Annotated in this window: 21 protein-coding genes; 7 read left to right on the forward strand and 14 right to left on the reverse strand. The window is 69.9% G+C overall.

The features are described from left to right. The first annotated feature begins 203 nt into the window (after nt 1-203). Nucleotides 204-542: a histone-like nucleoid-structuring protein Lsr2 gene (locus ACWY4P_RS28395; RefSeq protein ID WP_456203169.1), complete on the forward strand. Its 339-nt coding sequence runs from the start codon at nt 204-206 to the stop codon at nt 540-542. On the opposite strand, the gene ACWY4P_RS28400 is transcribed toward ACWY4P_RS28395, so the two are convergent. Then, the gene (locus ACWY4P_RS28400) at nt 481-1,146 is read right to left on the reverse strand and encodes an SCO3374 family protein (RefSeq protein WP_456213081.1); all 666 of its coding nucleotides are present in this window, start codon (nt 1,144-1,146) and stop codon (nt 481-483) included. The genes ACWY4P_RS28395 and ACWY4P_RS28400 overlap by 62 nt on opposite strands. Before the next feature lie 750 nt (nt 1,147-1,896). Here ACWY4P_RS28400 and ACWY4P_RS28405 point away from each other — a divergent pair. Next, entirely contained in the window at nt 1,897-4,422 is a 2,526-nt protein-coding gene (locus ACWY4P_RS28405; RefSeq protein WP_456203170.1) for an ATP-dependent Clp protease ATP-binding subunit, read from the forward strand. A 287-nt stretch (nt 4,423-4,709) separates the two neighbouring features. Here the strand turns inward: ACWY4P_RS28405 and ACWY4P_RS28410 are convergent, their stop codons facing one another. The 4 genes from ACWY4P_RS28410 to ACWY4P_RS28425 form a co-directional block, all read right to left on the reverse strand. Next, nucleotides 4,710-7,409 (reverse strand): NACHT domain-containing protein, encoded by a 2,700-nt coding sequence (locus ACWY4P_RS28410; RefSeq protein ID WP_456203171.1) that lies wholly within the window; start codon nt 7,407-7,409, stop codon nt 4,710-4,712. A gap of 114 nt (nt 7,410-7,523) precedes the next feature. Further along, nucleotides 7,524-8,420 (reverse strand): arginase family protein, encoded by an 897-nt coding sequence (locus ACWY4P_RS28415; RefSeq protein ID WP_456203172.1) that lies wholly within the window; start codon nt 8,418-8,420, stop codon nt 7,524-7,526. Between the two features lie 87 nt (nt 8,421-8,507). Beyond that, a complete protein-coding gene (locus ACWY4P_RS28420; RefSeq protein ID WP_456203173.1) occupies nt 8,508-9,434 on the reverse strand; it encodes a transglutaminase-like domain-containing protein in 927 nt (308 codons plus the stop codon). A 100-nt stretch (nt 9,435-9,534) separates the two neighbouring features. Further along, nucleotides 9,535-10,335, reverse strand: a complete 801-nt coding sequence (locus ACWY4P_RS28425; protein WP_456203174.1) for an SDR family NAD(P)-dependent oxidoreductase — start codon at nt 10,333-10,335, stop codon at nt 9,535-9,537. 87 nt (nt 10,336-10,422) lie between these two features. Between ACWY4P_RS28425 and ACWY4P_RS28430 the strand changes: the two genes are divergently transcribed. The 3 genes from ACWY4P_RS28430 (at nt 10,423) to ACWY4P_RS28440 (ending at nt 13,562) form a co-directional block, all read left to right on the forward strand. Further along, nucleotides 10,423-11,274 (forward strand): helix-turn-helix transcriptional regulator, encoded by an 852-nt coding sequence (locus tag ACWY4P_RS28430; RefSeq protein WP_456203175.1) that lies wholly within the window; start codon nt 10,423-10,425, stop codon nt 11,272-11,274. Between the two features lie 195 nt (nt 11,275-11,469). Beyond that, on the forward strand, nt 11,470-11,850 hold the full coding sequence (locus ACWY4P_RS28435; RefSeq protein WP_456203176.1) for a peptidase inhibitor family I36 protein: 381 nt from the start codon (nt 11,470-11,472) through the stop codon (nt 11,848-11,850). 476 nt (nt 11,851-12,326) lie between these two features. Further along, complete coding sequence (locus tag ACWY4P_RS28440) at nt 12,327-13,562, forward strand: DUF222 domain-containing protein (RefSeq protein WP_456203177.1); 1,236 nt, start codon at nt 12,327-12,329, stop codon at nt 13,560-13,562. Nucleotides 13,563-13,910: 348 nt separating this feature from the next. Here ACWY4P_RS28440 and ACWY4P_RS28445 read toward each other — a convergent pair whose 3' ends face one another. After that, nucleotides 13,911-14,102, reverse strand: coding sequence for a DUF397 domain-containing protein (locus tag ACWY4P_RS28445; protein ID WP_456203178.1), 192 nt, complete (start codon nt 14,100-14,102; stop codon nt 13,911-13,913). An 11-nt stretch (nt 14,103-14,113) separates the two neighbouring features. Next, nucleotides 14,114-14,701: a DUF5753 domain-containing protein gene (locus ACWY4P_RS28450; protein WP_456203179.1), complete on the reverse strand. Its 588-nt coding sequence runs from the start codon at nt 14,699-14,701 to the stop codon at nt 14,114-14,116. Between the two features lie 64 nt (nt 14,702-14,765). Here ACWY4P_RS28450 and ACWY4P_RS28455 point away from each other — a divergent pair, with 64 nt between their 5' ends. Continuing rightward, entirely contained in the window at nt 14,766-15,230 is a 465-nt protein-coding gene (locus ACWY4P_RS28455) for an ATP-binding protein (RefSeq protein ID WP_456203180.1), read from the forward strand. A 235-nt stretch (nt 15,231-15,465) separates the two neighbouring features. Here the strand turns inward: ACWY4P_RS28455 and ACWY4P_RS28460 are convergent, their stop codons facing one another. The 6 genes from ACWY4P_RS28460 to ACWY4P_RS28485 all read right to left on the reverse strand — a co-directional run bounded on the left by ACWY4P_RS28460 (nt 15,466) and on the right by ACWY4P_RS28485 (nt 24,490). Continuing rightward, nucleotides 15,466-17,916: a tetratricopeptide repeat protein gene (locus tag ACWY4P_RS28460; protein ID WP_456203181.1), complete on the reverse strand. Its 2,451-nt coding sequence runs from the start codon at nt 17,914-17,916 to the stop codon at nt 15,466-15,468. Continuing rightward, nucleotides 17,913-18,350: a hypothetical protein gene (locus ACWY4P_RS28465; RefSeq protein WP_456203182.1), complete on the reverse strand. Its 438-nt coding sequence runs from the start codon at nt 18,348-18,350 to the stop codon at nt 17,913-17,915. Before ACWY4P_RS28465 ends, ACWY4P_RS28460 begins: the two co-directional genes overlap by 4 nt. Nucleotides 18,351-18,468: 118 nt before the next feature. Further along, nucleotides 18,469-19,395, reverse strand: coding sequence for an NADP-dependent oxidoreductase (locus ACWY4P_RS28470; RefSeq protein WP_456203183.1), 927 nt, complete (start codon nt 19,393-19,395; stop codon nt 18,469-18,471). Nucleotides 19,396-19,460: 65 nt separating this feature from the next. Further along, entirely contained in the window at nt 19,461-20,408 is a 948-nt protein-coding gene (locus ACWY4P_RS28475; protein ID WP_456203184.1) for an aldo/keto reductase, read from the reverse strand. 128 nt (nt 20,409-20,536) lie between these two features. Beyond that, nucleotides 20,537-21,427: a bifunctional helix-turn-helix transcriptional regulator/GNAT family N-acetyltransferase gene (locus tag ACWY4P_RS28480; RefSeq protein ID WP_456203185.1), complete on the reverse strand. Its 891-nt coding sequence runs from the start codon at nt 21,425-21,427 to the stop codon at nt 20,537-20,539. 21 nt (nt 21,428-21,448) lie between these two features. Beyond that, a complete protein-coding gene (locus ACWY4P_RS28485; protein ID WP_456203186.1) occupies nt 21,449-24,490 on the reverse strand; it encodes an NACHT domain-containing protein in 3,042 nt (1,013 codons plus the stop codon). Nucleotides 24,491-24,953: 463 nt separating this feature from the next. Here ACWY4P_RS28485 and ACWY4P_RS28490 point away from each other — a divergent pair, with 463 nt between their 5' ends. Beyond that, complete coding sequence (locus ACWY4P_RS28490) at nt 24,954-25,811, forward strand: M23 family metallopeptidase (RefSeq protein ID WP_456203187.1); 858 nt, start codon at nt 24,954-24,956, stop codon at nt 25,809-25,811. 91 nt (nt 25,812-25,902) lie between these two features. Here the strand turns inward: ACWY4P_RS28490 and ACWY4P_RS28495 are convergent, their stop codons facing one another. After that, nucleotides 25,903-26,502 (reverse strand): TetR/AcrR family transcriptional regulator, encoded by a 600-nt coding sequence (locus ACWY4P_RS28495; RefSeq protein ID WP_456203188.1) that lies wholly within the window; start codon nt 26,500-26,502, stop codon nt 25,903-25,905. Nucleotides 26,503-26,564 lie beyond the last annotated feature (62 nt).

Here is a 26,564-nt window from a genome sequence, read left to right on the forward strand (position 1 = left end):
TCCCTATGTCCGAATCGCTCCCCTATCACATAGCTCCGGAACAGAGGGTTCCCCTGCGGTCCATCGACCGAACCTTCCCGGGGGTTTGTGTTTTTCCGGGAAAAGCGGTTTCCTATTCTCCCGTAGTGTAATTACCTGGGGGGTGGGGACATCAGCGCCTAACGCTGCGGCCCGAGCTCCCCGGTTTCTCGGAAAGGAACCCCATGGCACAGAAGGTTCAGGTCCTTCTTGTCGACGACCTCAACGGCGGCGAGGCGGACGAGACTGTGACGTTCGCGCTGGACGGCAAGAGCTACGAGATCGACCTCACCACGGACAACGCGGACAAGCTCCGTGATGCCCTGGAGCCCTACACCAAGGGCGGCCGTCGCACCGGTGGCCGGGCGGCCGCCACGCGCGGCAAGGCGGCGCGCGCGACGACCGGCGGCAGCCAGGACACCGCGAAGATTCGCGCCTGGGCCAAGGAGAACGGCTACGAGGTCAACGACCGCGGGCGTGTTCCGGCGACTGTGCGTGAGGCATACGAGAAGGCCAACGCCTGAGCGCGTCACCTTCTCCGGCTTCTCCGGCTCGCCGGGCTCCCCGCTGTCCCGGCAAGAGCCGAGCGCGCAACAACCGGGCACGGTGGCACTCCGTAGCCGCCGCGCCCACGAGCCGTACGAGATCGGGGGCGTCCCCATCGCCCCCGAACCCTGCCACCGGCAGCGTCGGCTCCACCCCGCCCCCCGGCTCGGGAGGTCGCAGCCATACGGCGGCCTCCTGCGGGCTCGGTTCTCCGAGTGCCGTCCGAGACGGCCGGGAGGAGGGGCATGGCGCAGTGATCCGGCCGCCCGCACCGATCGCGGCCAGATCGAGGGGGACATCGCCCCATTCCAGCCAGTCGAGCAGCCCCGGCAGCTCGTCGGCGCTGCCCGCGGCTACCAATAGCCGCATTCTGGGGCCCTCCACCGCGACCGGACCGGTCCGCGGTACGCGCCGCAGCAAGGCGAAACCGGCGTCGGCCGGCAGCTCCAGTACGTCGAAGCGCACCCCCGTGAGCAGTTCGACGGGATCGCTGCCGGTCGTCAGCCACCCCAGCTCGTCCTCGTACCACTGAGCCCACGCGCCCCGGACGGCGGGCGCGGCGGGCAAGGCGGGCACGGCCAGGCTGTCCGCAGCCGAAATGCCCGCAGCCGGAATGCCCGCAGCCGGAATGCCCGCAGCCGGAATGCCCGCGGTCGAGATGTCCGCAGCAGGAATGCCTGCAGTCGGGATCCCCGCAGCGGGGAAGCCTTCGGCCGGAATGCCCGCAGCTGGAATGCCCGCGGTCGGAATGCCCGCGGCCAGGCTGTCCGCGGCCAGGCTGTCCGCTGCCGAGAGGTCCGCAGCCGGGATGTCCGGGGTTGTGAGGGCCATGCCCGGAGCAACTGCGTCCCTCTTCGAAAGTTACGTGAAGTCACGCCGAGTTACCGCGCCCCAGGTTGCGCAATGTCGTGACGCGTACGCGTTCCGTGCCCGCCAGAGGGCTGACAGGGGTGACGAACGGGCGCAAGGTTGTTCGCCCGTAGCGGAGGGAACCGGCTCGTGCCGCATGGAGTGTCAGCCCATGCGGGTAAGACATGCCTAGTGGGAGGGGCGGTCCACGGGTCGGGAGGCGGTCGCGTTCGCCACGGGCGTAGTGGCGGCGGGCGTAGATGCCTGGCCTGCGGGAACATCGTCTCGCACCATCGGGTTGGAGCTGTTGTCGGCTGTTCGGGGAAAGGAAGCCAGCGGGCTGCCTTCCTCGCGAGAGCGGGGGGTGATCCGGATGGGTGTCGGCAGTTGGAATGAGCGGTCCCCGCTTGCGGGACTAAGCTGCGGAAGGACAGAGAGGGGAGCGCCCCCTTACTGCCTGACCGCTCTGAGGAGCGATTAACGATGTTCGAGAGGTTCACCGACCGCGCGCGGCGGGTTGTCGTCCTGGCTCAGGAAGAAGCCCGGATGCTCAACCACAACTACATCGGCACCGAGCACATCCTCCTGGGCCTGATCCACGAGGGTGAGGGTGTCGCCGCTAAGGCCCTGGAGAGCCTCGGGATTTCGCTCGAGGCGGTCCGCCAGCAGGTGGAGGAGATCATCGGCCAGGGCCAGCAGGCCCCGTCCGGGCACATCCCCTTCACCCCCCGTGCCAAGAAGGTCCTGGAGCTGTCGCTCCGCGAGGCCCTTCAGCTCGGCCACAACTACATCGGCACGGAGCACATCCTGCTCGGCCTGATCCGCGAGGGCGAGGGCGTCGCAGCCCAGGTCCTGGTGAAGCTGGGCGCCGATCTGAACCGGGTCCGGCAGCAGGTCATCCAGCTGCTCTCCGGCTACCAGGGCAAGGAAGCCGCCACGGCCGGCGGCCCGGCGGAGGGCACCCCCTCCACCTCGCTCGTCCTGGACCAGTTCGGCCGCAACCTCACCCAGGCCGCCCGCGAATCCAAGCTCGACCCGGTCATCGGGCGCGAGAAGGAGATCGAGCGGGTCATGCAGGTGCTCTCGCGCCGCACCAAGAACAACCCGGTCCTCATCGGCGAGCCCGGCGTCGGCAAGACGGCGGTCGTCGAGGGCCTGGCCCAGGCCATCGTCAAGGGCGAGGTGCCCGAGACCCTCAAGGACAAGCACCTCTACACCCTCGACCTGGGCGCCCTGGTCGCGGGCTCCCGCTACCGCGGTGACTTCGAGGAGCGCCTGAAGAAGGTGCTCAAGGAGATCCGCACCCGCGGCGACATCATCCTGTTCATCGACGAGCTCCACACCCTGGTGGGTGCGGGCGCCGCCGAGGGCGCGATCGACGCCGCGAGCATCCTCAAGCCCATGCTGGCCCGCGGCGAGCTTCAGACCATCGGCGCGACCACGCTCGACGAGTACCGCAAGTACCTGGAGAAGGACGCGGCCCTGGAGCGCCGCTTCCAGCCCATCCAGGTCGCCGAGCCGTCGCTGCCGCACACCATCGAGATCCTCAAGGGCCTGCGGGACCGCTACGAGGCGCACCACCGCGTCTCCATCACGGACTCCGCCCTGGTCGCGGCCGCCACCCTGGCCGACCGCTACATCTCGGACCGCTTCCTGCCGGACAAGGCGATCGACCTGATCGACGAGGCCGGCTCCCGGATGCGTATTCGCCGGATGACCGCACCGCCGGACCTGCGCGAATTCGACGAGAAGATCGCCGATGTGCGCCGGGAGAAGGAGTCCGCGATCGACTCGCAGGACTTCGAGATGGCCGCGGGCCTGCGCGACAAGGAGAAGCAGCTCCTGGCCGCCAAGGCGAAGCGCGAGAAGGAGTGGAAGGCCGGCGACATGGACGTCGTCGCCGAGGTGGACGAGGAGCTGATCGCCGAGGTCCTGGCCACGGCCACGGGCATCCCGGTCTTCAAGCTCACCGAGGAGGAGTCCTCCCGCCTGCTGCGCATGGAGGACGAGCTGCACAAGCGCGTCATCGGCCAGAAGGACGCCATCAAGGCGCTCTCCCAGGCCATCCGGCGCACGCGTGCGGGTCTGAAGGACCCCAAGCGCCCCGGCGGATCGTTCATCTTCGCGGGCCCGTCCGGTGTCGGTAAGACCGAGCTCAGCAAGACCCTCGCCGAATTCCTGTTCGGCGACGAGGACGCGATGATCTCGCTCGACATGTCGGAGTTCAGCGAGAAGCACACCGTCTCGCGGCTCTTCGGCTCCCCGCCCGGATACGTGGGCTACGAGGAGGGCGGCCAGCTCACCGAGAAGGTGCGCCGCAAGCCGTTCTCCGTGGTCCTCTTCGACGAGGTCGAGAAGGCCCACCCGGACATCTTCAACTCGCTGCTGCAGATCCTGGAGGACGGTCGGCTGACCGACTCCCAGGGCCGGGTCGTGGACTTCAAGAACACGGTCATCATCATGACCACCAACCTCGGCACCCGGGACATCTCCAAGGGCTTCAACCTGGGCTTCGCCGCCCAGGGCGATGTGAAGACCGGCTACGAGCGGATGAAGGCGAAGGTCAACGAGGAGCTCAAGCAGCACTTCCGGCCCGAGTTCCTCAACCGCGTCGATGACACGGTCGTCTTCCACCAGCTCAGCGAGGAAGACATCATCCAGATCGTCGACCTCATGCTCGCCAAGGTGGACGAGCGGCTCAAGGACCGCGACATGGGCATCGAGCTCAGCGGTGACTCCAAGAAGCTGCTCGCCAAGCGGGGCTACGATCCCGTGCTGGGCGCCCGGCCGCTGCGCCGGACCATCCAGCGCGAGATCGAGGACGTGCTGTCGGAGAAGATCCTCTTCGGCGAGCTGCGCCCCGGTCACATCGTGGTCGTGGACACCGAGGGTGAGGGTGAGGAGAAGAAGTTCACCTTCCGCGGCGAGGAGAAGTCGGCCCTGCCGGACACCCCGCCGATCGAGTCCGCGGCGGGCGGCGCGGGCCCGAACCTCAGCAAGGAGGCGTGACCTCCCGCCCGGGAGTCACGCGAAGCGCCCAGGGGCTGCCCCGGACCGTGTGAACGGTCCGGGGCAGCCTTCTTTTCTCTCTTCCTTGCGTTTTCTCTCTTTCCTGCCCCAGGGGCCCCACCTGCCCCAGGGGCCCCACCTGCCCCAGGGGCCCCACCTGCCCCAAGGGCCCCACGCCGCGCCCTCCTGGGCTCTCGTGAAAGCCCCTGAACGCCCTCCTGCGGCCCTGGCGCGCCCGGGGCGGCCTCGGGGACTGCCCTCGGGACTTTCCCCGGGGCGGACACCCCTCAGGGCCCCGTCACGATGACCTGTACGCCCTCGGGGACCCCGGTCACCCCGGCGTTGCGGGAGCTCACCCGCAGCGTGTGCAGCCGGGGGAAGGCTCCCAGCCACCCCAGGTCCAGATGCGTCCCCAGGTCATAGGCGAGCCACAGCTCGGTCAGCCGGTCGGCGACCAGGTCCTCGACCAGCCGACGCGGGGTGAAGGCCCCGGCTATCTGTACGCAGGGGCGCCCGCCGAGGCGGCGCAGGGCGTGCAGCTCCTCCAGGTTCGATACCGGAAAGTCGAGTTCCCGCTCATCGAGATGGGCGATGATTTCATCGGCGTAGCGATCGGTGTCATAACGCCGCCAGGCCCCGGCGAGCTCGGAGCGTACGGCCCAGGAAGTGCGGTCCCGCAGCCGGACGAGATAGTCGATGGCCCGGTCGTCGGCTATCGAGGTCGCGGTGACGGCCAGCCGGTGCGCTTCCTCGTCCGGGACAACCGTCGGATCGGGCAGCATTTCCAGCACGATGGGGCCGATCCAGCCGAGCGCCCGGGCTCCTTCCAGGGTGGTCGGCCGTACCAGATCCCGGGTATAGCGGTGCACCCGGTCACGTACCTCCGGATCCAGCTCGGTAGCCTGTTCCAGGCAGGCCGCCGCAAGCAGTTTCCGATGGCGCGCCTGTACCGGGCGCGCGCCTTTCCGGGCGGCGAGCAGCCCGTCCAGGATGTACGCGCATTCATCGGGCCGGGCCAGCGCCACCGACATTCTGATCACCTCTTCCCAGTCTTCCTGGTGGGCGTGTTCGATCAGGAAGTCGAAATCATGCCGTTCGACGACCGCTCTCGCGCTCAGATAGTCCTGGAAGGTCCGGTGCACGAAATCGACCGCGCCCGGCGCGGGCTCGCGCAATAGTCCGGTGCGGTTGAGCAGATGGCGGTAGATCTCCTCCGGGCCGCCCTGCCGTGCCGCGTACGGAATCGCCGGAAGGTGCTGGGCGAGGGTGGAGACGGCGGTCGCCCGGTCCATTTCCGCCCTGCCGTTGACGAGCATCCAGCGCGCGAGCTTCTGCAGCAGCTGGATCTTCGGTTCCTGGGTGAGATCGATTCCGTCCAGCGGCGGCATGGAGCGCTCGCGGTCACGGCGTTCCAGGAGCATGGAAAGGGCCGCGTCGTAGAGCGCTTTGCGGCCGCGCGGAAGATAGCCGCGGCGGTCCCGGTGGAGTGCGCAGATCAGCCCGCACATCAGCGGATTCGTGGCCAGCCGCCCCAGCTCCCGGTTAATCCGGACCGCGTCCAGCAGCGTTTCCTCGTACGCGTCCAGCCGATCCAGATCGGCCGCCGCGTCCTCCCGCGCCGCGGCGTGCCAGCGTTGGATGAATGCGGCCACGCCCTCACGGCTCAGCGGCGCGAGTTTCAGCTCGGTGAATCCCTCCGAGGCCAGCCAGTTCTCCCGTACGGCGGACGGGCGCGAGGTGACCAGCCAGACATTTCCCGGATAGCGGGCGAGCGACCGGCGCAGCGCGTGCCTCAGCCGCTCACGGTCTTCCTCGGGCACCTCGTCGACCCCGTCGACGAGCAGCAGCCCGCGCCCGCCCGACAGCACCCGCTCGGCCCACCCGGCCGGCTGCCCGCCCGCCCGCGGATGGCGTACGGAGGCCAGGAAGCCCCCGGGCGTGGGGAAGCCGTCCCGGCCGAAGCGGCGCACCTGTAGTACGAACGGCACCCGGCCGCGCAGCCCCTCCAGCTCCGGCGGCAGCTCCCCGCGCGCCACGGACACCGCGAGCCACTGCACCAGCGTCGTCTTGCCGGAGCCCGCCACGCCCCGCAGCAGCACCCGCTCGCGCCCCGACAGCGCCTGGTCCGCGGTGGCGGAGGGGCCCGCGTCGGTCTCGGCCTCCAGGCTCAGATACGCGCTCTCCAGCGGCCAGCTGTCCGGTGAGTGCGCCAGGTCGATGCCGTAGATGGTGAGGTGGTCGTGGCCGGTGACGATGTCGCGCGCGTACTGCTCCTCGAAGGCGGCGTCGGAGGGGGGTGCGGCGTCGTTCGGGGATGTGGCGTTCTCGGCCGGCTCGCTCGGTTGACCGCCCGACTCGGCCTCCTGCCGGTCGCCTGCCCCGGCCTCCCGCCGGTCGCTTGCCCCGGCCTCCCGCCGGTCGCCCGATTCGGCCAGCGCCCGGGCGACGAACTCGGACCGCCGGGTGAGGAACCGCAGCATGTGCAGGCACGCCAGCTCCAGCAGCGCGCCGTGCAGCCGGGCGGCACCCGCGGACAGATCGCGGGCGGCGTCCGGCGCGGCCACCGCCAGATGCCTGGCGAACCGCTCGGGCCCCAGCCGGACCGCCTGGACGTCGTTCAGGTCCACCGTCCCCAGCGCATGCAGGGTGCGCGCGAGCGCGTCGACCACGGCCCGCTCCTGGGCGGCGGCCAGCTTCGCCTCACCCGGCGCCACCGCCCCCAGCGCCTCGCGCACCAGCCGGGCCGCCAACCCGGTCAGATCCCGCTCGGTCAGCGTCCGCGCGTCCCCCTGGAACGACACCAGCCCACTGATTCTGACCGGCCGGTCCACCGGCCCCGCGCCCGGCCCCTCCCGCACGAACAGCTGTTCCACGATCGAGGCGATGGCGACCGAAGCGGCGGCGTCGGATAGAGCGGCGTCGGATAGGGCGGCGTCCGAGTCGGCGGCTCCTAAAGCAAAGCGGGCGGCTATGACAGCGGGATCCATTTTTTCCCCCGACCGCTGGTTCCAGCGGCTCAATCGGCACGTCGTAGATCCCGGTACGTACCCCACCACCGCACGCCGAACCTCGGGAGGCGCCCGTTCCGGGGGCGCGTCCGGTCAGGATGGCGCGAAGGCGCGCTGAAGGAGGTCTGCCAGGAGCGCGGCGCAGGAGCCGTCGGGGTCGAGATCGGGGTCGTAGATGGTGAGGTTGAAGCCGACGCAGCGCTCCGACCGCACCAAGGTCCCGAGGATGGAGGCGAGTTCATCGGGCAGCAGCCCGTCGGGGTCCGGGCTGTCGACCGCGGGCATGACGGAGGGGTCCAGCACATCCGCGTCCAGATGCACCCAGAACCCGTCGGTCACGGGCGCTTCAAGGGATCGCAGAACCTCGCGCGCCAGATCCTCCGGGCCCCGCTCCCTGATCTCTCCGACCGACGCGTTCGCGATCTTCAACTCGGAGAGTTCGGCGCGGTCCTCGTCGTAGTCCCGGATGCCGAGGATCCGTATGTCCTCGTCCTTGAGGTACGGCCGCAGCCCTTCGAGGTCCGTCAGGTCCTCCTGCCCGCGCCCCGTCCCGAGCGCCAGCTCCTCGCCGCCCGCGGCGCCGACGCGCTCGGAGTTCCCGGGGTGTCGGAAGTCCGCGGAGGCGTCGATGGCGGCGAGCCCGTACCGCCCGATGCGGCGGAGCGCGAGCGAGGCGCCGAGCTGGATGGAACAGTCCCCACCCAGAACCACGGGGAAGTCCCCGGCCCGGACATGATGCTCGATGCGGTCGGCGAGCTTGCGGGTGTACGCGGCGATGGCCGCGGCGTTGAACACGCCGTCGCCCTCCCGCCAGCCGCCCCGGTCGTAGCGGGGCGGTACGACCACCCCGCCCTCGTGGGCCCCGAGCCGCTGCAGCAGCCGCTGCTCACGCAGCGCGCCCGCCAGCTTGTAGCACCCGGGCACGGTGCCTTCGGCGGGCGGTCTGAGGCCGAGGTTGGACGGGGCATCGATGACGACGAGACGGCGCATCCGGCCAGTTTGGATCTGCGGATCTTCGGTGCGCCAGGGGCCTTCGCTCGCGGCGGAAGACCGGGGTGACCGGGCACGGCGGCGGTATCAGCGGAGCGTGACGTCACGCGGACCGTTGAACGGCGCCAACGACAGCAGCGTCTTCGGCGTCCGCAGCCCCTCTTCCTCCGCGAACAGCTTCCGCGCGGCGCTGAAGGGCACGTCGTCGCCCGTCACCAGCGCGGCCCGGTCGTGCAGTTCACGGAGCGCGTCCGTCATCTCCATATAGTCGCCCGTTCCCGTTCCCGTTCCCCAGATGTCCCGCAGCAGCGTCTCCACCTTGGTCAGCGCGGCGAGGTCGAGCCGGACGTAGTGCGCGACGAACCACTCCCCGCAAAGCGGCCCCTCCTCCGGCGGGTGGAGCCCGAAGGTCTCCGGGTCCGCCTCGCCCGCCCGGATGGCCCGCCACGCCTTGCCCGCGACCAGGAAACGGTCGTGCGGCACGTCCATCGGGTCGAAGTCCACTTTCCACGCGTCGACGACCATCGGGTCGGCCAGCTGCGGATCGGCGAGCAGCCAGCCCCGCTCGTCGTCCCAGTACTCGGTCACCACGTGGTCGCCGTGGAAGCCGTCCGCGCCGAAATAGTCGGCGAAGCCGCACCGCGGCCGGGCCGGCACGCCCGCGTGGCGCAGGAACGAGCAGTACAGCAGCGCGAAGTCGCGGCAGACGCCGACGAAACGGTCGTCGGCCTCGCGTCGCCGCGTCAGCGGGGCGTCGTTCCGCTCGACGATGACGCGGCAGATTTCATCGACGTAGCGCGTCTCGGCGTCGTTGTGCAGGCGATCTTTTGGAATGGCACAGCGGAATTGCTCGCCTTCCAAACGGTGGACCACCAGGTCGCGTGCCACACGGGCGAGTTCAGCCGGATCATCTGGTAGATCGGCATAGCGCGGCGCGTGGCCGCCGGGATCGGAGAAAGCGCTCTGTCCGACGTAGAAAGCGGCGGCGTCCTGGGAGAGGTGGGCGGGCGACAAGACTGGACCCCCAATGAAGCATCGGCCACATGTTCGATTAATGGGCCGGTGCCCCTCACCGTGCCAAAATCTGCCTGAAAATGTCCGGAAGCCTTGGGCCTTAGGCCCGCGCACCGCCGTCGACCGGCAGGACCACACCGGTCACATACGAGGCGCGGTCGCTGAGCAGCCAGGCAGCGGCCTCGGCGACTTCGGCCGGGTCGGCCTGGCGGCGCAGCGGGGTCCGCGCGGTGATGCGCTCGACGAGACCGGGCGAATCCGCTTCCCAAGTGCGGATCATCTGCGTCGCCGTACCGCCGGGGGCGATCGCGTTGACGCGGATGCCTTCCGGGCCGTACGTGACGGCGGCCGACTCGGTGAGGCTGTTGAGCCCCCGCTTCATCGCGCCGTAGGTGGGCAGCTCGGGGTTGCCCCTCAGACTGCCGATGCTGGAGTTGTTGACGATGGCGCCGGTCCCCGCAGTGGCCCGGATGGCGGCGACCTCGGCGGCCATGGCCAGCCACGGGCCCTTGAGGTTCACGGCGTAGACGTAGTCGAAGTCGGCCTCGCTGACCTGGTCCATCGGGCCCGGCGGCACGAACGTCCCGCCATTGTTGAAGGCGACGTCGAGCCGGCCGTACAGGTCCACGGCGCGGTCCACGGCGGCGCGCACGCTTGCCGCGTCGGCCAGATCGCACACCACGTAGTCCGCGGTGCCGCCCGCCGCCCGGACCTCCTCGGCCACGGCCTTCAGCTGCGCTTCCGTACGGGCCGCGAGCAGCACCTGGGCGCCCTCCCGGGCGAACAGCCGCGCCGCGGCCGCGCCGATACCGCGCCCGGCACCGGTGATGAAGGCGACCTTGCCAGCCAGCAGGCCCAGGGCGGCGGGGGCGGACGGGTCGGTGGTAGGTGTGTTGTCCATGGCGGTGAGCCTGCGTCCGGTCGCATCGCCTATCCAGGCACCGGCGGTACCTGGCTCAGGGCCGCGGCACCCGCGCACACTGGGGGCGTGGACAGGCGAGAACTGGCGGACTTCCTGCGCAGCAGGCGCGAGCGGATAACCCCCGCCGACGTGGGGCTGCCCGCCGGGCCGCGGCGCCGTACCCCGGGGCTGCGCCGCGAGGAGGTGGCGCAGCTGGCGTTCATCTCCACTGAGTACTACACCCGGCTGGAGCAGGCCCGCGCCCCGCGACCGTCCCGCGAAGTGCTGGCCGGACTCGCCCGCGCCCTGCGCTTTACGGACGCCGAGCGCGACCACCTCCACCACCTCGCCGGCGCGCCGCCGGGCCCGCCGCCCGGGCCCTCGCGCGAGGTGCGGCAGAGCATCCTCGACCTGCTGCACCGGCTGCCGCAGGCCGCCGCGACGGTGATGTCCGCGACGTTCGAGGTGCTCGCCTGGAACGATCTGGCGGCCGCCCTCATGGAGGACTTCTCCGCCCTGCCCCGGCGCGACCGCAACTTCGTGCGCCGTGTCTTCCTCGGGCCGCACCGGGAGGGGCGGCGGCTGTACGGGGTGTCCGACGCGGACGCGTTCGCCCGCAACTCGGCCCAGCGGCTGCGCGCCACCGCCGCCCGCTACCCCGACGACCCCGAGGTGACCGGGCTGGTGGATGAACTCCTCGCCGGGAGTGAGGAGTTCGCCCGGCTGTGGGCCTCCCATGACGTGTGCGCCGAGCCCACACTGTGCAAGACCTTCCAGCACCCGCTGGTCGGCCCGGTCACCGTAAACTGCGACGTCCTCGCCATCGCCGACCGGGACCAGCAGGTCGTGATCTACACCGCCGACCCCGGTTCGCCCTCCGAGGAGGCGCTGCGGCTGCTATCGGTCATCGGCACCCAGCGCATGGACGTGGCCCGCTGAACCACGCACTGGGCTCCGCCGGGCCGCGCTGGGCTCCGCCGGGCCGCACTGGGCCCTGCTCCAGCAGAACTCCACCATGACTCCGGCAAAGCACCTGGGCCCCGCGAGCACACTGCGGTGAGTGTCATGTGCTCCGCGCCGGGTGCTCGGTGCGCCCGGTGGGCGCGGAGCACCCGCGAAAGAAGGAGCCCCTTCATGCTCAGCGTCCGCTCGTTCGCCATCGCCTCGGCCGCCCTGGTCGCGGCCCTCGGGACCGTATCCACCGCGACCGCGGCCCCCACGGCCCCGACCCGCCCGGCGGCCTACAACTGCTCCGCCGGGTACTTCTGCATTTACAGCGACTGGGACGGCGGCGGCACCCGATGTCAGTGGTCGCAGCCCAGCAAGGCCAACACTGCCGACGACTGTTCCTTCATCCGCAACGGCCAGAACGTCCGCTCTGTGTGGAACGGAACGGGGCAGCGGAAGCAGTACTACACCCAGACCAATTACCACTCCCGCGTAGGGTCCACGTCCGCCGGCGCGGGCGGCAACCTGCAGGGCAGCTACCAGATCCGGTCCTTCAAGCCCCAGTAGGGCGGCGCGGTCCTCCCTCCTCTCTGGCTGTGCCTCTCCCTTGCCTCTCCCTCTGCCTCTCGTGGCGTGGTGAGGGCGTTTCGCGGCAGGCGGCGCGTGGGGCGGGGCGTGCCCGGTAGGGGTACCGGGTGCGCTCCGCTGCGCTGTGCGCCGTCTACACGTCGTTGGACGGCATTCGGTTCGGGAGGAGTGTGGGTGGAGTTCCGGGTTCCGGACAGTCACTCGAAGGGGTGTAGTTGGGGCTGTGGCCTGGTTGGATTACGGAGAGTGAGGGAGGATGGAGGGGTGAGCCCGCCTGGGGAGGCGGGTGTTGAGCGCATCACTGGGGGGTGATCGCCATGGGGGACAACGCTACGACCACTGCTACGGAGACCTCCCGTCCGTCTCCAACTCCGGCGTCGGTGTTGGTTCCGGGGACGCCGGATGAATGGGCTGCTTACCTGGCCGGTATGGCCCCGGGGCCACAGACCGCAATCGTGTTGCCGCTCCTGGACCCGGAGAAGCTCTCCCACGCGGGCCGTATCGACGCACTCAGGGCTCTGGAGCGGCATGCGGCGTGGATCCAGGCGCAGCAGGTGTACATCCTGGCGGCGTTGGATGCCGACGCGCAGGCGGCGCTGCCGGAGGGGAAGTGGAGCGAGAGTATTGAGGGGGAGTGGAACTTTGCGTGTGAGGAAGTGGCCTGTGCGCTGAAGTTGTCGGGGACGACGGCGGCTAAGCGGCTTCGGGTGGCCCGTGAGCTGGACAGCCGCTACCCGACCACGCTCGGGCTGCTGGAGCGTGGGGAGATCTCTTACATGCAGGCTGTCGCTGTTACCGAGGCCTGTGGCGTTTTGGACCCGCTGCTTGCCGCGCAGGTCGAAGCCGCTGTGGCCGGGAAGATGCCGGGGCTTGCGACCGGGCAGACCCGGCGGGCGCTGGCCCGGGAGATTGTGCGGGCGGATCCGCATGGGGCGGAGGAGCGGCACCGGAAGCGGAAGCGGGAGCGGCAGTTGGTCCACTATCCGCAGGATGACGGCATGGCCATGTGGGGTGCGATCCTGCCGGCCGGGCAGGCCGCCCGTATGAACCAGGCTGTGGACGCGCATGCTGCCACGCTGCCGGATGAGGGGCGGACGCTGGAGCAGAAGCGGGTGGATGCCCTGTTCGACCTGGTCGTCAACCGCACCGTCACCAGCGGCACCAGCGGTGAGCAGGAGGCTGGTGGGCGGTCGGCGGCCGTGGTGCAGGTCACGGTCCCGTTGGATGTGCTGATCGGGGAGAGTGAGGAGCCCGCGCAGTTGAAGGGGTACGGTCCGATCACCGCGGGGCAGGCGCGGGAGATCGCGTTCGCGGAGGGGACGGTCTGGCGGCGTCTGATCATCGAGCCGAAGACCGGGATGCTGGTCAAGACGGATCCGACGACGTACAAGCCGACGGCGGAGACGGAGCGGCATGTGGTCGCCCGGGACGGCCGGTGCACCTTCCCCACCTGCCAGATGCCTGCCCACCGCTGCGACCTCGACCACATCCAGCCGTTCGACCATGACGCTCCAGAGGCCGGGGGACAGACCGTCCCTGAGAACCTGGGCCCGCTGTGCCGGCGGCACCACCTGATGAAGACCCATCACCCCGGGTGGCGGGTCACCCGGGATGCCGACACCGGGGTCACCACCTGGACCGCGCCCACCGGCCACACCTACACCAACCCACCCCACAACTACCTCGAGTAGCGGCCCAGTCCGCAGGACAGCCGACCACCATCCCCTCCCGCCCAGCGGGGACACCGGGACCACCGGGAGGGGGGCCACAGGCATGCCCTACCGGCGCCGGACATCCGCTTCGTCCACAGCAGCCGGATCTCCGCCCCACCCACCGGGCCGCCGGACGGCCACGGCTCGGGCCCGGCCTCCTTCCTCCCGGTAGCCCGCCCCTTTGCGCCTGAAGGCGCGAGACGAAACCCGCACCCGCCCCAGCCGAATGCCGACCCAGGGCGCTAAGGCGGCGCCCAGCAAAGTGGAGAGCCTCCACCTCGCCGGGGGCGGGTCAGGCCGGAGGAGGGCGTGCTGTGGCCGGTCGGGTTAGACGGTGTGGTCGAGCTGGCCGGTCTTCACGGCCCGTATGAAGGATCGCAGGGTGGCGGGGGTCGTACGGATCACCGTGCCGGGCTCGTCGCTCTCCCGCATGCGTATGCCGTCGTTGACGGCGGCGAGTTCCACACAGTTGGCCCCGGAGGTGCTGAAGGAGGACTTACGCCAGTTGAGGATGGGCATGATCGCGATTCCTAGTAGTGACTGTAGAGGACGTATTGGATCAGCCCCAGTGAATCCCGCCCCTCGTGATTGAGGGACGTGACCTTGGCGTCCACCGGAGGAAGAGCGATCGAGCGTAGCTGCTCGAACTGCTTCTGGTACTGGGAGATTGATTCTGAGGTGTGCAGAAACATGGACTGGTCCGCATGATCCATCTGCACGGTCTCAAGCGCTCCGCCGTGTGAGGTGAGGAGACAGAACGGGGTGTTCACGGCGGACACCCCCTCGGCTGTGAAGGGTAGGACCTGGATCCGCACGTGCGGTAGTTCAGCCAGCTCTACGAGGCGCAGGAGCTGCTTGCGAGCTACTGCTGCACCGCCGAATCGCATGTGTAGCGCAGCCTCGTGAATCACGGCGTGGACCTCCGGCGGATCATCGCTCGTGAGGATCTTTTGGCGTCTCAACCTGAAGTTGACTGCTGCGTCGATGCCCGCTGGGGTGGTGACAGTGTCGTTCGCTCGGAAGATGGCGCGTGTGTAGTCCTCCAGTTGGAGGATGCCCGGGATGAACAGTGACTCATACGAATGGATGCTGCTGGCCCGGGATTCGAGTTCGGCCAAATCCAACGTAGCTGACGACAGGTTCTGCCAATCCCTCACCTACGGAACGCCACGGAGGCGTCTCATGGGAGTACATGTAGAGCCGGGTGCGGCCAGCCCCGGGAGTTCCACTGGCGGAACCGAGAAACATCCGCACCACTACACCTTGTCCGCCCCCAACGTCATGATCGCGCCCAGACTGTGCCGAGACTTCGTACGCAACCTGCTCGTGGCCTCCGGGCTGGGCCAACTCGCCGATGCGGCGGCGTTGTGCACATCAGAGCTGGTGACCAATGTGCATCAGCACGGCAAAGGAGATGTGCGGGTCGCCGCCACCATCGAGTGCACCCGCGTGCGGGTCGCGGTCCATGACGACAGCCCCGCGTTGCCGTCGCCCCGTCGCGCGGGGAACGACGACACGCATGGACGCGGTCTGTTCCTGGTCACCGCGCTTTCGGATGTGTGCGGGCTGACGGTCGACGAACAACTCGACGGCACGGGCAAGGCCGTGTGGTTCGAGCTCAGTCTCCCGCCTGGAGACAAGGCGTGAGCGCCCGGGCGGGACACACCGCACACCCCGGTGAGCGGGTCGCCGAATTCGTTCGGGACGAGTTCGCCGCGCTCGACGTCCGGCTGCCCGGCATGCGTGCGGATCTTCATGACCCGCAACGGCCCCTGTTGGTCGTCGGGACGGTCCCCTTGGGGACCGGCTTCGCGATGCTGCGTGTGCTCGCGGACTACCAGAGACTGTTGAAGGCTGAGCGAGTCCGGTTGGGCAGGATGCGTTAGCCCTCGGACTGGTTCTCACAGGTCAGCACTTGACGGACTCGAAGTGTGGCGACGTGGTCAGGGCCGAGAATCCGCTCACACAGCGGGAAGGCTTCGTGGGCCAGTCTCCCGGCCTCGTCCGTATGGCCCGCGCGCGCGAGGTAGTCAGCCAGTTCCGAGTAGTTCTCCACAAGGAAGGGGTGCTCAGGCCCGAGTGCCCGCTCTCGTGCTTCGATGCAGCGTCGAGTCAGCCGGATGGCCTCGTCCCAACGGCCAAGCGACGCGGTGACAGCGCCCAGCAAGGCCGTGACGGCGAGCGTTTTGGGGTGGGTAGGCCCTTGGATGCGTTCCCGATCGGCCAGTGCTCGTCGAGCGAGTGGTTCGGCCTCTTCCGCTCTGCCGAAGAGGGACACTCCGAACGCGTACGTGTGTCGGGCCGCCAGCGTCGTGGGGTGGTCGCAGCCCAGGAACTGCGCACAGTCTTCGACGGTCTGCCGGGACGTCCGGTCGAATTCTGCCTCCTCCTTGCATACAGCAAGGCCCTCGATCAGCATCGCCCGGCTGCGCAGCGCTCCGGGATGCTCCACGCCCAAAGCGCTCCGCAGCCCAACCGCCGCACGACGCAGGAAAGACAGCGCTTCCGCTCGCCGCCCCAACCTGAAGAGCGGTTGCTGGAGTCCGTGACAGGACTCAAGGGTGTCGGGGTGATCAGGGCCCAAGAGGCGTTCACGGACTCGCAGCACCCGGCTGTGTACCTCCTCCGACTCCGCAATGCGACCGAGCCGGAACAGCGAGCGCCCCGCGCGTTGCAGCGCGCTCAGCGTCAGATGGTGCTCAGGGGCGAGCACCCGTTCCGCTGTCCCGGCGGACTCCTGGGCCAGGGCCAGGGCGGCGGTGTAGTCGCCGGTCTCATGAACGCATGCAATGAGGCGTACGGCCAGGTCCACCACCCGTTCCGCCGTCCTGACGCCCACCTCTCGCAGCAGCGCCACCGCGTGCGGCACGAGCAGCGCAACGAATCCGCCCCCGCCCCCGGAGCCGGTGGCGTCCTCGGCCGGAAGCGCTGCCTCCAGCAGGGCGACCGCCGCCTCGGTGAGGGCCGGGCGCTGCTCGGCGGGGATGCCCGAGGCGACGCTGTTGAGCAGCACGCCGTGCACCTGGACGCAGCGCACCGGTCGTTCCCCGTCCGCGCCGCCCGGCACGGAGACGATTGCGGCCAGGGAGTGGTCGAGCAGTCCGCGCAGCGCCGGTTCGACGCGCGCGGCGTCCAGCAGGCCCGTCGCGCCCAGGGACGCCGGGGACAGCACCGCGAGTGGCAGCGGGTCCGGGCCCCAGCAGGACAGCAGCCGCAGCAGCGTCGTCGCTTCGGGGAGGCCCTGGTCGGCGAGGGCATCGAGCGACAGATGCCAGGTGCGGCTGACCAGGTGTCTGGACTCGGGGCGGCCGGAATCCAAGGCCGCTCCCTGGTCGATGAGGCCGGTCGGGTCGTCTTCGAGGCGGTTTCGGTACTCGTCCATGGACCAGGACTCCAGTAGCTGGTGGTGCAGGTAGGACCCCGCGAGGGTCAGGGCGAGCGGGAGGCAGCCGAGGCGGATGGCGACCTGTTGGGCCGCCGCCGGAGTGCCCGCGTGGGGCGCGAGGTCGCACAGGACCTGGGCCGCGTCTTCGGTGGGCAGCACCCCGACGGGGTGCAGGACCGCGCCCCGCCAGGCGCGCGAGGTGGCGTATCGGGTCGTGACCAGCACCGTGCCGCGTGGGCTGGGGCGCAGCCAGCCGCCTTCCTCCAGGATCGCCGGGTCGTCGGCGTTGTCGATCACCAGGAGCCAGGGCTCCGCGGAGTGGTCGAGGTGGTGCCATACGAGGTCGGCGGCGGCCCGCTGTCCGCTGTGTGCGGCGGCCAGTTCGCCGGGGCCCGCGCCTCGGTCGGCGGCGACGGCCAGCATGCCTGCCCGCAAAGACAGCCGCTCCGAGGCGGTGACCCACAACCCGACCCGGGCCCGTCCGTGCACGGCCTCGGTCTTGGTCTTGGTCTTGGCCTTGGTTACGGCCTCGGCCTCGGATACGGCCTCGGATACGGCCTCGGATACGGCCTCGGATACGGCCTCGGTCACGGTCTCGGTGAACAGGGCATGCGCCACTGCCGTTTTGCCGCAGCCGCCCATGCCGTGCAGCACGTGGATCTGTCCGCCGCCGCTGTCTACTGCCGCCCGTAATCGCCGCATGAGGTCCGCGCGGTCCCGCAGGACGGCCGGGGCGCGGCCGACCAGAGGGATGCGTACGGAGTCCGGGCCGAATCCCGGGCCTGGAAGGGGAGCCGGCGGGGCGGCCGTCCCGGCGAACAGGGACGCGCCGGGGTCCGGCGCGTAGTGGTGATGGTGTTCGGTGATGTGCTGGTCGCCGGCCGACTGGAAGACCCGGCCCTGTCCTGAGGCTTGGCCTTCCGCGTACGGAGGAGGCGGGCCGCTCACCGCTCGGTGATGTGCTGGTCGCGGCCCGCCTGATAGACCCGGCCGCTGCCGAACGCCTCGGCTCGCATACGAATGGTGGTGTTCATCGCCTGATCGTTGCCCGGCAGGGCCGGGCTCAACTCGTCCAGGATCCGGCGCAACTCGTCGACGACCTCCGGATGCGCGGCGAGGAACCGCCGCATACGGCCCGCCCACTCCTCGCTCAGCTCGCGCTGGGTCTGCTCGCCCTCCGAGTCGTCCTCCGCGTCACGCGCGGCCAGGAGGTCGTCGTGCGTGGTTTCGAGTTCGCCGTCGATTCCGTCGGCGCGGTCCGGCTGGGCCCTGCGCCATAACGCGACGATCCGCTCCCGCGCGCGCTGCCACGCGTCGGTGGCCATCAGAGCCACCACGGTGGACCCGGCCGTCCGCGCGAGATCTGCGATCTGCGGCTCCATCCCGCCCCCTCATCCCCCTCGTCCGTGCCGATCATCCGTGCCGACGTCGGCTTTTCACGATACGGCGGCTGTGGGGGCGCTGGGGGCCGGCCGGGAGGTCAGGCTGAATCGGGCGGCCTCAGCCTGGGAGGATGATCAACTTGCCGCGGACGTGGCCGCCCTCGCTTTCGCGGTGTGCTTCGCCGGCCTCGGCCAGCGAGTACGTTCCGGCCACCGGCAAGATCAGCTCGCCGCTCGCAGCGAGCGCCGCGGCTCTGGCGAGCCGCTCGGGAAGCTCACCGGCGTCGGCAGACACGAACCGCACACCGAGTTCGGCCGCGTTGAAGGCGGCGATGGTCGCCACCCGCTCGGGCCCGCCCGCCACATCGATCAGCGCCGGCAGCGAGCCCTTGCCCGCCAGGTCCAGCGCCGCGTCCACGCCCTTGGGCGCGATCGCGCGGATTCGGTCGGCCAGTCCGTCGCCGTAGGTCACCGGTTCGGCCCCGAGTGAACGCAGGTACTCATGGTTGTGTTCGCCGGCGGTGCCGATCACGGTGGCGCCGAGGTGCCTGGCGAGCTGCACGGCAACCGTACCGACCCCGCCTGCGGCGCCGTCGACGACCAGAGTCTCCCCAGAGGTCAAGCCCACGTCAGCGAGCGCCTGATAGGCCGTGTTGGCGGCCACCGGCAGCGCGGCCGCGACTTCCCAGGACACCGCCTCCGGTTTGCGCGCGAACTGCCCCGCCGGTGCCAACGCCAGCTCGGCATAACCGCCGGAGCCGATCGACCCGAACACCTCGTCACCGACGGCCAGGCCGCTCACGCCGTCACCGATCGCCTCCACCACGCCGGCGACGTCGCCGCCAGGTACCGCGGGGAACTCCACCGGCATCATCGCCGCCAGGACACCGGTGCGCAGCTTCCAGTCGATCGGGTTCACACCTGCGGCGCGGACCCTGACCAGTACCTCACCCGGGCCCGGGTGAGGAGCCGCCAGTTCGACGACATCCAGCACCTCGGGGCCGCCGTACTCCACGTACTGAACCGCGCGATACGTCTTGGTCATGTCTGTTCTTTCCGTCCTTCCGAATTTTGCGTCCGGATTTTGCGTCCGGATTCTGCGTCCGGCCGTCAGACGGTCTCGTCGAGGAGGCGGCGGTGTTCGGCGGGCAGTCGCAGGCGGGCCCCGGCGAGTGCCTCGTCGAGCTGCTCCGGGTCGCTGACGCCGACGATCGGAGTGACGGCCGGCTTTCCGTCGATCAGCCAGGCCAGAACAACCTGGTTCCGGCTCACCCCGAGTTCCCCGGCCACCTTGTCCAGGGCCGCCAGCCGCCGGGAGGTGCCGGGGTGGTCGTAGGCCTCGGGAAGGGGGCGGTCCGGACGGCTGTAGGAGCCGTTCAGCAGGGCGGTGTACACCCACAGGGACAGGTCCGGTTCGCTGTCGACGTAGTCGATGACTTCGTCGGTGACCCAGCCGAACCGGTGGGACTGGTCGGGCACCGGCACGCCGGGGCGGGGCTGAAGGTAGGAGTGGCGCAACTGGAGCGCGGTGTACCCGGCCCAGCCGTTGTCACTGGCGATCTGCCGAGCTCGCTCCACCCGCCACACCGGGTGGTTGGAGCACCCCAGCCGCCCCACGATTCCCTCGGCCACCAGTGAGCCGAATGCCTCTGCGGACTCCGCCAGAGGGACCGTACGGTCTTCCATATGGGCCCAGTACAGGTCGATCCGGTCGGTGCCCAGCCGGCGCAGGCTGCCCTCGACAGCGGCCTTGATCCCCGATGCGGACAGGCCCTCGCGGTTGGCAGGCCAGTCGCCGGGGCCGACGGGTTGGGCACCCGCCTTGGTGCTGAGGTACACCTGGTCGCGTCGGCCGGGGCGGCGGGCCAGCCATCGCCCGATGACCTCCTCGCTCTGCCCGCCGCGACCGCTCGGGTCGGACCAGAAGGCGTAGCAGTTGGCCGTGTCGACGATCGTCCCGCCGGCGTCCGCGAACCGGTCGAGCAGAGCTGACGAGGTTGCAGCGTCGACCTTGGTGCCGAATCCCATTGTTCCCAGCGCGAAGTTCACATCGGGCACAGCTCGGTCCTTTCTTGGCGAATGGCAGAGACATGCATGGCGCGCCGGTCATCGTGGCAATTGAAGTGCGCTCAAACGCAAGGCTGTTGTCAGTGCGGTCTCGGTCTTCGGCGATCAGCCTTCGGCGATCAGCCTTTGGTGATCCGCTTCTCGAACCAGTGGTGGGCGTACGGCTCGTCGTTGAACGCCGGGACCTCCTGGAAGCCGAAGGAGTGGTACAGGCCGATCGCGGCGTCGAGCGCCTTGTTGGTGTCCAGGCGCAGTACGTCGTATCCGTGCCCGGCCGCCCGTGCCTCCAACTCGGCGAGGAGCCGGCGGGCCAGGCTGAGGCCGCGGGTGTGGGGCGCGACCCACATGCGTTTGATCTCGGCGGGGGCGGTGGGCGGTAGCTTCAGTCCGGCGCAGCCGACGGGTTCGCCGTGCAGCCGGGCGACCAGGAACAGACCGTGCGGGGGCCGGAGTCCGCCCGCGTCGGGCAGCAGGCTCCGGCCGGGGTCGAAGCCGGTCTCGAAGCGCTCCTGCAGTTCGGTGAAGTAGGACCGCAGGCAGTGCTGGGCGTCGGGGTGGTCGGGGTCGACCACCTCCAGGGTGACCGTCGCGGCGGTCAGCAGCCGGTCGACCTCGGCCATGGCCGCCACCAGCCGGGTGCGCTGGGCGGCGTTGAGCGGCTGCAGCAGGGAGCCGGCCAGCTCGTCGCTGCGGCGGTCGAGCGCGGCGCGCTCCGCGCGGCCGGATTCGGTGAGGCGGACGGTGCGCACCCTTCTGTCCTCCGGGTGCGGCTCCAGCGTGACGAGGTCGTCGCTCTCCAGGGAGCGCAGCAGCCGGCTGACGTACCCGGAGTCGAGTCCGAGGCGCTCGCGCAGCTGCCGTATGTCCTGGCCCTGGTCGCCGATCTCCCAGAGCAGCCGGGCCTCGCCGATGGGCCGGTCGCGGCCCAGGTAGTGGTCGTGGAGCACGCCCACGCGTTCGGTGACGGTGCGGTTGAACCGCCGCACCTGGTCGATCTGTGCTGCATGCATTCTCTGACTCTAGTCAGAGAATCATGGGGTCTCCAGTCGTCCCGCGGGGTCGGCCGGGAGGCCCGTGCTCCTCGGCACGGTGTCGAGCGCCGTGACCGTGACATCGGTGAGCGATTCGGCGCCAGTGATCTCCGCGCGGGCGACGGTGACGGCCTCAAGGGAGGAGAGCCCGGCGAGCAGGGGCAGGTCGAGTCGGCCCGTTTCCGGGCTGCTGCGGAAGGTGATGCCCAATTGGCGGAGGTCGGGGAATGCCTCGGCGATCCAGGCGGCGTCCAGGTCCGGGAAGTAGACGTGCAGGTCGAGCCAGGTGATGTGGGCCGGGAAGGCGCGCGGCGGGATGCTGGGGGACTCGAGGTTGATCTTCAGGTGCTTCAGCGTCGTCAGGGTGTCCAGACCGCTGGGGAACGTTTTCCCGGACGCACCCGCGCGCCACGGGGCGAAGTCGAGGCTCTGGAGTGACAGCTCGGACAGTGGGGTGAGGTCCCGGACCATGGGGCACCTGGTGAGGACGAGGGTGCGCAGGCCTGACCGATGGCTGAGGGCACTCAGGTCGGCGATGACGTCGTTCCGGTCCAGCCTCAGATGGGTGACCTGGTCGAGGGAGCGGCTGGCACGCAGCTCATCCTCGCTGAAGTCGCCGCGCAGCTGGAGTTTGGACACACAGCCCATGCTGTCGAGGAGGCGCAGGTGCTCTTGGGTCTCCGCCATGAAGTACAGGTCGTCCGGGGCCAGGCGGGCGATCACCTCGGTGAAGTAGCGCTCGGTGTCGAACCTCCCCCAGCTCGCGGTGAGTTGTGAGCGGACGAGCAGCGCGGGATGGTCGGTGAACCGGGACAGGTAGGGGGTGGCGGCGTCGGTGCCGATGTGGGAGGCGGTGACCACGCAGTAGTAGGCCTGATCGTCGGTGAGTTCGGCCGGTGGCGGCAGGAGCTCCAGGACGAGCGGGCCGACCGTGGCCAGTTCGCGGGCGCGCTCCATGTTCGGGGGCGGGATGAAGCGCTTGGCCTGCGAGGTGACCTCGTCACGCACCTGGGGGTCCAGGTCGGGCGCGTGTTCCAGGCACGCCAGGGCGAGCAGGACGAGGCGGAGGGCCGAGTCGGGGTTCTTCCTGGCCCGCTCCAGCAGCTTGTTGAGGATCTTGGCCCGTTCGCGCGGCCGGGCGTGGGCGACCGCCATGCGGATGACGTCCTCCCACTGGGCGTCGGCGGCGTGCTCGACGAGCAGCCCGAAGTCCTCCTCCTCCACAGCCGCCTTCGCACCGAGGAAGTCCTGGAACGTGCGGTGGACGAAGTCGATCGTGCCGACGGACGGTTCGCGGAGCAGGCCGCTGCGCAGCAGCAGATGGCTCAGGATGCGCGGGGCGTCGCCCAGCGCGGTGGCCGAGGGGACGGCGGACAGGGCGTCGTCGATGATGCGCTCCGCCTGGGCGCGGTCGAGCTCCGCCTCGCCGTTGCGGATGAGGTAGTACGCGAGCCGCTGGAGGAGCTGGATCTGCGGCTCCTCGTCGAGCTGGACGTCACCGGGGGCGTAGATGTGGCGTTCGGTGTCGCGCCGGGTGAGGAGCATGGACAGCGCCGCGTCGTACAGCGCCTTGCGGCCGGGCGGCAGATAGCCGCGGCGCGCCCGGTGCAGGGCGCAGATCAGGCCGCACATGAGGGGGTTGGTGGCGAGGAGACCGAGGTCCTGCTTGGTGCGTACGGCGGTGTGGAGGGCCGACTGGTAGCCGTCGAGGGCGGTGCGGTCCTCGTCCGTACGGCAGGTCGCGCGGGCGGCGTCGTGCCAGCGGTTGATGAACGCACCGAGGTCGTCATGGCTCATGGGGGCCAGGGCGAACTCGGCGAAGCCTTCGGCCTCCAGCCAGTTGTCGGCGACGGCGGAGGGGCGGGAGGTGACCAGCCAGAGGTTGTCGGGGTAGGCGAGGAGCAGATCGCTCAGCCAGACGCGGGTGCGTTCCCTGTCGTGTTCGGGGATCTCGTCGATCCCGTCGATGAGCAGCAGCCCGCGCCCGGCGCGCAGCACGCGGTCGGCCCAGCGGGCGGGCTGGGCGCCGTGCCGGGGATTGTGGACGGCGGCGAGGAAGCGGTCGGGGGTGGGGAGTGCGTCCTGGCGGGCGATGGTACGCAGGGGCAGGACGAAGGGGACACGGCCGATCAGCTGTTCCATGCCGCGCGGCGGCTGCTGGCGGGCGGCGCAGACGGCGAGCCACTGGACGAGGGTGGTCTTGCCGGAGCCCGCGACGCCGCGCAGCAGGACCCGGCTGTGACCGGACAGGGCCTGGTCGGCGGGGACGGGGGCTTCGGGGGCGGCGTCGACCTCCCCGCCGAGCACCGCCGGGGCCCGGTCCTGCGGGGCGATCGCCTCCAGGCTCAGATACGCCGCGTCCAGGGGCCAGCTGGCCTCCGCGTGGCTGAGGTCGATGCCGACGATGGTCAGCGTCCCGTACTTCTTCTGTACGAAGTCGGCGTAGTCCTTCTCGAAGCCCGCGTCCTCGGCCGACTGGGAGGGGATCCGCTCGATCAGGATGTCCATCTTGGTGATGAGGTCGGTCAGCCGGCCGCTCTGCTCGACGAGGGTGCGGGCGACAAAGGTCGAGCGCTGGGTGAAGAAGTGCAGGATGTGCAGGCAGGCGGTGTGCAGGAGAAGGGTGTAGAGGCGGGAAGCGGCCAGGGAGAGCTGGTCGTCGGGGCGGTCGGCGGCCTGCCGGAGTTCCTTGGCCAGCGGCGCCGGGCCGAAGTGGACGGCCTGGACATCGTCCATGGCCAGATCGCCCAGCGCGTGGAGTGTGCGGGCCAGGGCGTCGGCCAGCACTTCGTCCTCGTCCGCGGGGATCGGCCGCTCGCCCTCTCCTGCGGACTCCACCGCGCGCTCCACCAGCTGGGCGGCGATCTTGTGGAGGTTCTTCTCCGTCAGCGTGCGCTTCTCGCCTGTGAACGAGACGAGCCCCGAGACACGGACCGGCTTGTCGACCAGACCGGCGCCCGGCCCCTCCTGAACGAAGAGCTTCTTGATCAGCGGCATGACGGCGGCCGAGGTGAGGCGAGCGCCGAAGGTTGCGGGATCCACGTTCCCATCCCCCCGATGGTTTGGTGCGGACAGCGTACAGGACCGTATGGTCTTTGGTCCCGAAACGGACATCTAATGCCCGGGTCCGATGATCGGCGATCTTAAGGCGCGGTGATATCGCACACAGGCCGCCGAGGCTCTACTACGGAAAATAGTGAATTCCTTCGACTGTGGGGCGCGCGTGCGGCCGGAAGCGCGGGCCGAGTTTCGGTATGTGGCTTCCGGATGGCTTAAATGCGCAGGTCAGACAGGTATTCGGAGGCTGATGATCCGGATTCTTGGGTGCGTGATCACGAATATCGAGCCGTGCCTGAGCCGCGGATGAAATGCGGGTGCGACCGCTTTTCGTACGGCGCGGATTAGTAGTGACGCGGCTTGGCCTGATGGCCGGGGCGGGTTACGAAAGAACGTCCGTTCCGGTCCCCCGCCGGGACTCACTGATGTTTCCGGAGGTAGTCCCCCTATGTCCCCGCGCGCCAAATCCCGGCACCTTAAATCCCGTAAAACGAGCAAGTCCGTTCTGCGTACCCGCGCCGCCGTGCTGGCCGCGGGCATGGGGGCATCGCTGGCGTTGGGGGCGGGCGGCGCGTTCGCCGCGGACGCGGCGCAGGGCAGCGGCGCGCTGTCGGTGGCTCCGGCCGCTGACCTCGGCAAGTCGGTGCAGGCGCAGGCGGACGCCCTTCAGAAGGCGATCGACGCCGAGAAGGCGGCCGCGAAGAAGGCGGCGGCCGAGAAGGCCGCCAAGGAGGCCGCGGCGAAGAAGAAGGCCACGGAGCTGGCCGCCGCGAAGAAGGCGGCGGAGAAGAAGGCGGCGGAGGAGGCCGCGGCGAAGGCGCGGCAGGCCGCCCTGGCGCGCCAGAAGGCCGCCGAGGCCGCCAAGAAGGCCGCCGAGGCCAAGGCCAACTCCTGGGAGACGCCGGTCGCCTCGTACCAGATCGGCGCCGCCTTCGGTCTCGCGGGCAACCTGTGGGCCCACAACCACAGCGGGCAGGACTTCGTCGTGCCGTCCGGCACCTCGGTGCGCGCCGTCCACGGGGGCGTGGTGGTCAAGGCCGGTGGCAACGGCGCCGGTGACGGCCCGGCGTACGGCAACGCCATCGTCATCAAGCACGACAACAACACGTACTCGCAGTATGCGCACCTGTCGCTGGTGAAGGTGTCGGTGGGCCAGACCGTGACGACCGGTCAGGAGATAGGCCTCTCCGGGAGCACCGGCAACAGCACCGGCCCGCACCTGCACTTCGAGATCCGCACGACGCCGAACTACGGCTCGGCCGTCGAGCCGCTGGCCTTCCTGCGCTCCCACGGCGTCAAGGTCTGACCCTCGACCCGATGTGCGCCGACGGGGCCCGGCACGGGGCGGGCCCCGTCGGCGCGTGTGCCTGTCAGAGGGCTTCCGGAGTGTCGGTCGGTCAGGCCGCGTCCGGGGTGTCGGGCCTCTCGTGCGGGTGCGCCTGCGCCAGCAGGTCGAGGGAGACTTCGAGGACGGCCTTCTGCTTGTCCTCGGGGTCGGCGTCGATCTGCTGCATGGCGAACAGGGACGTATGCATGACGAAGAGCGCGCTGAGGCTGCGGACCTGGTCGGTCAGCGGGGCGTCGGGATCCCTCAGCAGGTCGCTCACGGCGAGCATCCGGTCCTTGAGTGTTTCGCCGGGGCGCAGATGGCTCATCGCGGCCTGGTTCTGCTGCATGAACCGGAACAGCGGGAGGGCGCTTTCGAGGGCCACGCTGTAGCGGCGCATCAGCTCCTGCTTGGTCTCCAGGGTGCGGGGCTGCTGCTGGCCCCAGGCGAGCAGCTCGTCCAGCGGCCGGGCCAGGTCCTGGAACAGGCTGATCAGGATGTCTTCCTTGGTCTTGAAGTGGTAGTACAGCGCGGCCTTGGTGACCTCGAGCCGCTCGGCGATCTCGCGCAGCGAGGTCTTCTCGTAGCCCTGCTCGGCGAAGAGCTCCAAGGCCACGTCCTGGATGCGCTGCCGGGTGTCGCCCCGGCGCGCCTGCGGTGTGCTGCCCATGGTGCTCTCCTGTGGTCGTGGGGCCTCGCGCGGCCGAACAAAACTTACTTGACGCCCGGCTA

Source organism: Streptomyces sp. LZ34 (assembly GCF_053890475.1).

What these genes read in the sequence shown, in the direction of transcription:
- ACWY4P_RS28490 (WP_456203187.1), top strand. Translation starts at nt 24,954, where the DNA reads ATGTCCCCGCGCGCCAAATCCCGGCACCTTAAATCCCGTAAAACGAGC.
- ACWY4P_RS28455 (WP_456203180.1), top strand. Translation starts at nt 14,766, where the DNA reads ATGGGAGTACATGTAGAGCCGGGTGCGGCCAGCCCCGGGAGTTCCACT.
- ACWY4P_RS28405 (WP_456203170.1), top strand. Translation starts at nt 1,897, where the DNA reads ATGTTCGAGAGGTTCACCGACCGCGCGCGGCGGGTTGTCGTCCTGGCT.
- ACWY4P_RS28425 (WP_456203174.1), bottom strand. Translation starts at nt 10,335, where the DNA reads ATGGACAACACACCTACCACCGACCCGTCCGCCCCCGCCGCCCTGGGC.
- ACWY4P_RS28495 (WP_456203188.1), bottom strand. Translation starts at nt 26,502, where the DNA reads ATGGGCAGCACACCGCAGGCGCGCCGGGGCGACACCCGGCAGCGCATC.
- ACWY4P_RS28470 (WP_456203183.1), bottom strand. Translation starts at nt 19,395, where the DNA reads ATGACCAAGACGTATCGCGCGGTTCAGTACGTGGAGTACGGCGGCCCC.
- ACWY4P_RS28410 (WP_456203171.1), bottom strand. Translation starts at nt 7,409, where the DNA reads ATGGATCCCGCTGTCATAGCCGCCCGCTTTGCTTTAGGAGCCGCCGAC.
- ACWY4P_RS28395 (WP_456203169.1), top strand. Translation starts at nt 204, where the DNA reads ATGGCACAGAAGGTTCAGGTCCTTCTTGTCGACGACCTCAACGGCGGC.
- ACWY4P_RS28415 (WP_456203172.1), bottom strand. Translation starts at nt 8,420, where the DNA reads ATGCGCCGTCTCGTCGTCATCGATGCCCCGTCCAACCTCGGCCTCAGA.
- ACWY4P_RS28480 (WP_456203185.1), bottom strand. Translation starts at nt 21,427, where the DNA reads ATGCATGCAGCACAGATCGACCAGGTGCGGCGGTTCAACCGCACCGTC.
- ACWY4P_RS28435 (WP_456203176.1), top strand. Translation starts at nt 11,470, where the DNA reads ATGCTCAGCGTCCGCTCGTTCGCCATCGCCTCGGCCGCCCTGGTCGCG.
- ACWY4P_RS28445 (WP_456203178.1), bottom strand. Translation starts at nt 14,102, where the DNA reads ATGCCCATCCTCAACTGGCGTAAGTCCTCCTTCAGCACCTCCGGGGCC.
- ACWY4P_RS28465 (WP_456203182.1), bottom strand. Translation starts at nt 18,350, where the DNA reads ATGGAGCCGCAGATCGCAGATCTCGCGCGGACGGCCGGGTCCACCGTG.